General features: G+C 56.4%; 4 protein-coding genes and 2 pseudogenes. 3 read left to right on the plus strand and 3 right to left on the minus strand.

Features of this window, described 5'->3' with window-relative positions:
* A pseudogene (locus ACF8AM_RS11355) lies at positions 1-249 on the minus strand (hypothetical protein); the annotation flags it as partial.
* Between the two features lie 63 nt (positions 250-312).
* Between ACF8AM_RS11355 and ACF8AM_RS11360 the strand changes: the two are divergent.
* A complete protein-coding gene (locus ACF8AM_RS11360) occupies positions 313-861 on the plus strand; it encodes an FKBP-type peptidyl-prolyl cis-trans isomerase (protein ID WP_392555746.1) in 549 nt (182 codons plus the stop codon).
* Between the two features lie 7 nt (positions 862-868).
* Here ACF8AM_RS11360 and ACF8AM_RS11365 read toward each other — a convergent pair whose 3' ends face one another.
* Complete coding sequence (locus ACF8AM_RS11365; RefSeq protein WP_392555747.1) at positions 869-2,968, minus strand: FAD-dependent oxidoreductase; 2,100 nt, start codon at positions 2,966-2,968, stop codon at positions 869-871.
* Positions 2,969-3,022: 54 nt separating this feature from the next.
* Positions 3,023-4,504, minus strand: a complete 1,482-nt coding sequence (locus ACF8AM_RS11370; RefSeq protein ID WP_392555748.1) for a sulfatase-like hydrolase/transferase — start codon at positions 4,502-4,504, stop codon at positions 3,023-3,025.
* Positions 4,505-4,727: 223 nt separating this feature from the next.
* On the opposite strand from ACF8AM_RS11370, the gene ACF8AM_RS11375 reads away from it, so the two are divergent.
* Both ACF8AM_RS11375 and ACF8AM_RS11380 read left to right on the plus strand, forming a co-directional pair.
* On the plus strand, positions 4,728-6,182 hold the full coding sequence (locus tag ACF8AM_RS11375; RefSeq protein ID WP_392555749.1) for a sulfatase: 1,455 nt from the start codon (positions 4,728-4,730) through the stop codon (positions 6,180-6,182).
* 162 nt (positions 6,183-6,344) lie between these two features.
* Positions 6,345-6,690: pseudogene (locus tag ACF8AM_RS11380) on the plus strand (hypothetical protein); the annotation flags it as partial.

The raw sequence follows: 6,690 nt of genomic DNA on the forward strand, positions 1-6,690 counted from the left end.
ATACTTGCCCACCGAAACCCCCACGCCCATTGGGACGACGCACAAATCGACAATGACTTTCATCTCGGCAAAATCCCTGTTTTCCCTGGGGCTGGTCCGTTGTTCCTCCCTGAGTTTAGACGCTTGTCGAGGCAACGGCACGGGCCCTTCACCCTGCTGGATCCTGGAAAACCACACCCACGCCCGCTGAAGATCGGACTTTCCAGAATCCGCGCCGTTCGCTAACGTCCGATCAAAATACAAATTCAAGGTTCATCAATGATGAATACTTGAAAGAAAGATGGGCTGATTGACTGGAGCGTAGCAGCAGATATGAAAACTTGGTTGCCATGGGGCCTTCTTGGCCTGCTGTCTGTCGTTCCAGCGTGCCGCTCCGCCGCACCTTCCAGTCCGCCGACCACTCCCCCGATCGAGCCCGAACTGGTCGCGGCAGATCCCGCACCCGCGAAACGGACGTCCATTTCATTTTTGGACAAACCTGAACTGCAAGCCGACACAGGGCCAATGGACGCTGGTCCCGCCCCGGACTTCACTGAAACAGATTCCGGTCTGAACTACCGGGTGCTGCGAAAATCCAGCGGTCAAAAACCGACCGCAGCCAGCACCGTGACGGTCCACTATCGCGGTTGGCTCGACAACGGAAAAGTCTTTGACAGTTCGTATGAACGAGGCGAACCGACGACCTTCCCACTGGGAAGTGTCGTCGCGGGTTGGACCGAAGGTTTGCAACTCGTTGGAGAAGGCGGGATGATCGAACTGTGGGTACCTTCCTACCTTGGCTACGGCGAACGTGGCTCCCCAGGATCCATCCCCGCTCACGCTCACCTGCACTTCATCGTCGAACTTGTGAGCATCGACTAGTTCGCCCTCAGTCGCTGGTGCTCTTTGCGGGGACAAACTGCACCGCGTCAGCGATGACGTAGCCATCCGAATCATCGTTTCGGATCTCCACGACCGCATTCGGCCCAAACTCGAACGTTCCCAACTGGGCTCGTCCACCTGACTTTGCATCCCGTTGGTTGACACGCACCTCGTGTTGTTGTCCCGTGGAGTCCGTGATCTTCACCAACGTGTTGCTGGCGCGATTGGGATGCACAGGCCACGACAACCGCACTTCATATCGCCCAGGTTGTTTCAGTTTGGCCTGATAAACCACCCCGCATTCTCCCTTGCTGGCGTTGCTGTCATGCAAGTAATTGATTCCCACTCGATTGCCAGAGGAACTGCTGGGGATCCAACCGCCTTCCGTCTTCGCTTGCGAATTATCGACGACGATTCCTTCGAGCGACTTCGGATCGATCCCCGGTTTCGGTTGAGGACCAACGTAAGTCAGGACTTGTTTGTCTTCCGTCAAACGCTTTGCCAATCGTTCGTAGTTGACGTCTTGAACAGCGACTTGATCGTCGATCGCCATGGCCGCCGCGGTCGCGGAAGTTTGACCGAGCACCATGAACACGGGCTCCATTCGAATCGATCCAAACGCAATGTGTGACGCTGACAAACATACCGGCACCAACAGATTGGACACTTCGCGTCGCTTGGGCACCAATGATCGATAACTGATCCCATACGGCGGGAAACCGCCGACCTGGACATCGCCTTCGTTTCGAACGTGCCCGTTTTCGTCGACGTAACGTTGCTGGTTGTGCGAATCCATCGTGTAGGCCGCCAATCCGATCGGATCCTCCACCGGCAGACCTTGGCAGTTCCTTTGTGTCATCACGTACTCACCAACCATCCGCCGCGCCTCGCGAATGTAGAGTTGGTCTTGCCAGCCGTTGCCCTCGACGAACTCATCCTTGCACATTCCCCAGCGAGACACTTGCTTGCGAACGTTCTCAGGAACGCGAGGATGATTGGCCAATGTCCACATCAACCCTTGTTGATACAGCCGGTGTTCCGCGATGATTTTTTCGCGCTCTTCGTAGCTGGCTTCGGGGTAGTCATAATTTTGCCCGATGAAGTCCGTCGAAAATCCCAATCGGTTGTTGGTATCGGTCTTCCGATTCGGCATTGGGGAATTGATCCATGGCGCCGCATCTTCACCCGCCTCGTAATTCCGAAGCATCAGTTCGTACCACAGCGGCTGGTAGCCCTCCGGCTTGTGAAACGGAATCCGATTCTCCGGATGATCCGTCAAGCACATCCGAAAGCAATAAGCTTGCACGCGATGATCGGCACCTCCTTCTTGGCCCGGGCCCGCCGGATCAATGTGCGGCAACAACCCGCTGCTCGGGTCCCCTGCGACGACATAGGGATCGATGCCTTTTCGCAGTTGATGGTGAATCGCCATCTTGGTTTGCACACCATTGAGCGTTTCGCCGTATTGCTCGTTCGCTTCCCGCCCAATCGTATAACTCACCCCGGCAGCGGCCAACAAATCGCCTTCGTACGTCGCATCAATGAACATACGAGCTCGGTAAGTTTCGCCGGACTCCATCCGAATCGCAATGATCCGAGCGGGCAGACTGCGCGTTGTCATGACCACGGATCGATCCAATCGTTTTCCGTAATCAACGCGAATGCCATCCCGCTCGATCCAGTCTTGATAGACCGACAACGCTGCACTCGGTTCGAACGTCCACATCGCGGCTTCTCCCGCCGCGGTTTTCGACTGGCCTCCGCCACGATATTCGTTTGATCGCTGAAACTTCCATGCTGCGGGGGCTTGGTAGTACGACGCGATGTCCTCGTAAAATTCTCGAGCGATCCCTCCGATTGCAGCTTTATTGCCGATGTCCGTTTGCCCCAAACCGCCAGTTGTCAGTCCCCCGACACGCTGACTTGGTTCAATCACGATCACGGATTTGCCCATCCGATGAGCTTGCACAGCCGCGGCAAGCCCCGCGGAAGTGCCGCCATAAACCACCAAATCCACAGGATCAGGATCCGCCGCAGTAGCCGGCATCGACCAGCCAGCCATCAACAGCAACACCAATGAAAAACAATGCTTCGCTCGTGGTTTCATACCCATGCATCAATCCATGAAAGGAGAGGAAAGTTCAAATACAAATCAATTGCCTCAGTCCGTCGCACGTGGCTCGGACCGCGGTTCCCATGCGTCATAGTGTTTCGCGGATTGCCCAGACCAATAGGGCGATGATCCCCACAAGGGAACCGTCGTCAAACTAGATTCCCAGGCTCCCAGCTCGCGAAAAAGTTCCTGCATCCGCTCGGGGTGCTTAGCCGACAAGTCGTGGCTTTCGGAGACATCAGTGGCGACCTGGAAAAGTTCCGCGGGTCGGTGCGAGGGCCGCAATAACTTGTCAGCGCCGTCTAGGATCGCGGCTTGTCCTTGCAAACGCCAATGCAAACGACGGCGGGGCGGTTCGCTGTTGCCGACCAAGTGATTCAGCATATCGATGCCATCGTGCGTTCCAACCAAGCGGTTCATCCGTTTTCGATTCGTCGGGTCTTCGTGTGTCATCGGATCGGCAAGCGGCAGTGGTTGACTGCCTGCGGCGGAACAAAACGTTGGCAACAAATCCAACGAACTGATCACGCCGTCGTAACGTTTTCCCGCCGGCAACTTGGCTGGCCAAGTCCAAATCATTGGAACGCGAATTCCGCCTTCTCGCATGGTTCCTTTGACACCCCGAAGCGGTCCGTTCCAACTGCCGTTGTTGGTCGCGCCACCGTTGTCCGAAAAGAACACCAGCAGGGTGTTGTCCCATTGCCCGGATGCTTCCAGGTGCTTCCGAATTCGCCCGACACCACGATCCAGCGCGTACATCATCGCAGCATAGGTCCGGCGCTTTTTGTTCTCGAAGCTGGCAAAGCGTGCGAGGTCCGCTTCCGTGGCATGCATTGGTGTGTGCGGTGCGTTGTACGAGAAAAACACAAACCAGGGTTGGTCCGGATTGGCGGCTTCTTGCTGGTCAATGAATCGCAGGCCTTCGTCGGTGAAGAAATCGGTCAGGTAATCACTGGAAAAATCCTCCACCCGTTTCCCACTGCGTTCGATGACGTGATTCATCGTGGTTGGAAAGTAGTGATGACTGCCGGTGAGCATCCCACAAAAATGATCGAATCCGCGTCGGTTGGGATGGTGCATCTCCCCCATCCCCAAGTGCCACTTCCCGATCAAAGCGGTCGCATAGCCTGCCGCACTCAGATGATCGCCCAGTGTCTTTTCACTGACCGGCAATCCCAACAACTCGGGCCGCGTCGCATAATTTTCGTCCGCTGCGTTCAAGTTCCCTTCGTAACCAAATCGTCGAGGATCACGACCGGTCAACAAACCAGCCCGCGAGGGCGAACACACCGCACTGGCGACATAGGCTTGCGAACACAGCACGCCGGAATCCGCGAGCCGGTCCAGGTTCGGTGTTTGCAAGGTTTCGCTGCCCATGCATCCCATGTCACCGTACCCCATGTCATCCGCCAAAATCACCACGATGTTTGGTGAGGAAGGTTCAGCGGCAACCGATGGTTTGGCAACGAAACCCGAAACCAGTAGCAGAAAAAAGAAGCGAGAAACCGCGGCAAGCAGGGGCGCAGGCATGGTGAATGAAGACGGGGTTCGTCAGGACGAAAGGGGAAGGCAGGAAGACACCAGTGTATTTGACACTGACGCTCATTCCAAAGATGCTAACGCCCCCAGCGACAAAGAAGGCGGAAAACATTTCACCCAACCATCGTCGCATCACAGGTGTTCACGCTTTGACAAAAACACCCGTGCCCCACCGCGTTCCGACGTGTCTTCCCACCTCACTCAACCGACCGAAATGCCAAAGCCATCCTTTCGTGCAGGGGCTGCTGCAGCAGTCCTTTGTTTCGTCGCCTTGTTGCCATCTTTCGCGACTGCAGAAACCTCCGCTCAACCAAACATCTTGTTTATTTTGGCAGATGATTTGGCTTGGTCAGACCTCGGTTGTTACGGGCACCCTTGGCACGACACGCCGCATCTTGATCGGCTCGCGTCCGAAGGGGCACGCTTCACACAAGCCTATTCGCCGGCCCCGATTTGCTCGGCCTCCCGAGCGTCCATCTTGACCGGCAAAACACCGGCACGCTTGCACTTTGAGTTTGTCACCAAGAACGAACCAGGACGACAAAAGGTTGACTTCCAAACGCCCTTGTCCGCGCCGCCACTGACATTGAACCTTCCACTCGCCGAGCGAACCATCGCCGAATGCCTCACCGACGAGGGCTACCAAACCGCGTTCTTTGGCAAGTGGCATGTCAGTTCGCACCACCAGCGTTATTTGGGATGGAGCCCAACCCACGGTCCTGCCCAACAGGGGTTCCAAATCGCCGAAGAAGACTACGGAGCACACCCCTACGTTTGGAAGCGTTCGCCAGTGGAAACGATCACGGAAGTGGGCCGTTTTGCTCCCGATTCGATGGTCGACCGCGTGAGTGACTTCCTCCGCAAGAAACATGACCGCCCGTACTTCGCGATGGCGTCTTCATTTTATGTCCACACGCCGGTTCGCACGCCTTGCCAGTGGTTGCGTGAGAAGTACGAGGCTCGTGTCCCATCGGATTCGAAGAAACGCAAGAACCGAATTGAGTACGCAGCGTTCCTGGAGACGTTCGATCATCACGTCGGCCAGATTCTCGAAGCACTCGAAGCGTCCGGGCAAGCCGATCAAACCATCGTGGTTTTCTACTCCGACAACGGAGGCCATCCCGAGTACACCGCCAACGCACCCCTGCGAGGTTCCAAGTGGAATCTGTACGAAGGCGGAATTCGCGTGCCGATGATGGTTCGCTGGCCGGGCAAGATTGCTGGCCAAACCGTGATCGACGCTCCCGTCATCGGATACGATCTGTTGCCCACCATGGTCGACTGGGCGGGCGGTGAACCACCGACGTGCGATGGGCAAAGTTTCGCAAGTGGGATGCGAGATCCGTCACAAACGAAATCAAACGAACGCTCCTTGATCTGGCACTTCCCGTACTACCATCCGGAAAAGGGATTCGCCAAGGCTCCCGACTCGATCGGTGTCGACGACTTCCTCACCAGTCGGACGCGCCCGCAGTCCGCCATTCGGCGAGAGCAGTACAAGTTGTTGCAGTTCGCGGAAAACAATCGCGTCGAGCTCTACGATCTAAAGCGTGAAATCAGCGAGCAGAGAGACTTGTCCACGGAACGCCCCGACCTCGCAGCCAAGCTTCAACGGGAATTAAAGGAAACACTCAAGCGACAAAACGCTCGCTTCGCGAAAGTCCAGTGAATCCCCACGAATTCAGTGGCAAAATCGAATCGAGCCCCGATCGATGGGATGTCAAACCTTGCGGCCATTGCGGGTAGTGGGTGCCGAGCAATTTGAACAGCGGCGTCCCCCCCGGTTCCTCCGATTCAAACGAGTGTCCCCTTTATCCCAAGGATGCTCGATATGCGTTTGTGTTTCACAGCGACTGCCGTTGCTCTCGCTCTGTTTTCCACCTCTGTTCATGCAGACCACCCCGGTCGAAAAGATTTGGCCGACAAGCACGCCCCCGCTGGAATCATGGGCGATCACTTGCACGATAAAGGCGAGTGGATGGTCGAGTACAAGTACATGGTCATGTCCATGGAAGACAATCGCATCGGTGAGGACACCGTCAGCGACCAAGACGCGCTTGGTCCGGCAGGGCCTCCACCCGGCATCATCGTCGAAGGTATCCAAACCAACGCCGGTGCCACCCCCACGCAGATGCCGCCTTCTTACAGGCGGCGCCGTTATTGTTGTGGCGATTTGG

This window comes from Rhodopirellula sp. JB055 (assembly GCF_043100905.1).
Taxonomy (GTDB): domain Bacteria; phylum Planctomycetota; class Planctomycetia; order Pirellulales; family Pirellulaceae; genus Rhodopirellula.

Bases quoted from the DNA above. Each gene is read 5' to 3' on its own strand.
- ACF8AM_RS11365 (WP_392555747.1), bottom strand. From the start codon at position 2,968: ATGAAACCACGAGCGAAGCATTGTTTTTCATTGGTGTTGCTGTTGATG.
- ACF8AM_RS11375 (WP_392555749.1), top strand. From the start codon at position 4,728: ATGCCAAAGCCATCCTTTCGTGCAGGGGCTGCTGCAGCAGTCCTTTGT.
- ACF8AM_RS11360 (WP_392555746.1), top strand. From the start codon at position 313: ATGAAAACTTGGTTGCCATGGGGCCTTCTTGGCCTGCTGTCTGTCGTT.
- ACF8AM_RS11370 (WP_392555748.1), bottom strand. From the start codon at position 4,504: ATGCCTGCGCCCCTGCTTGCCGCGGTTTCTCGCTTCTTTTTTCTGCTA.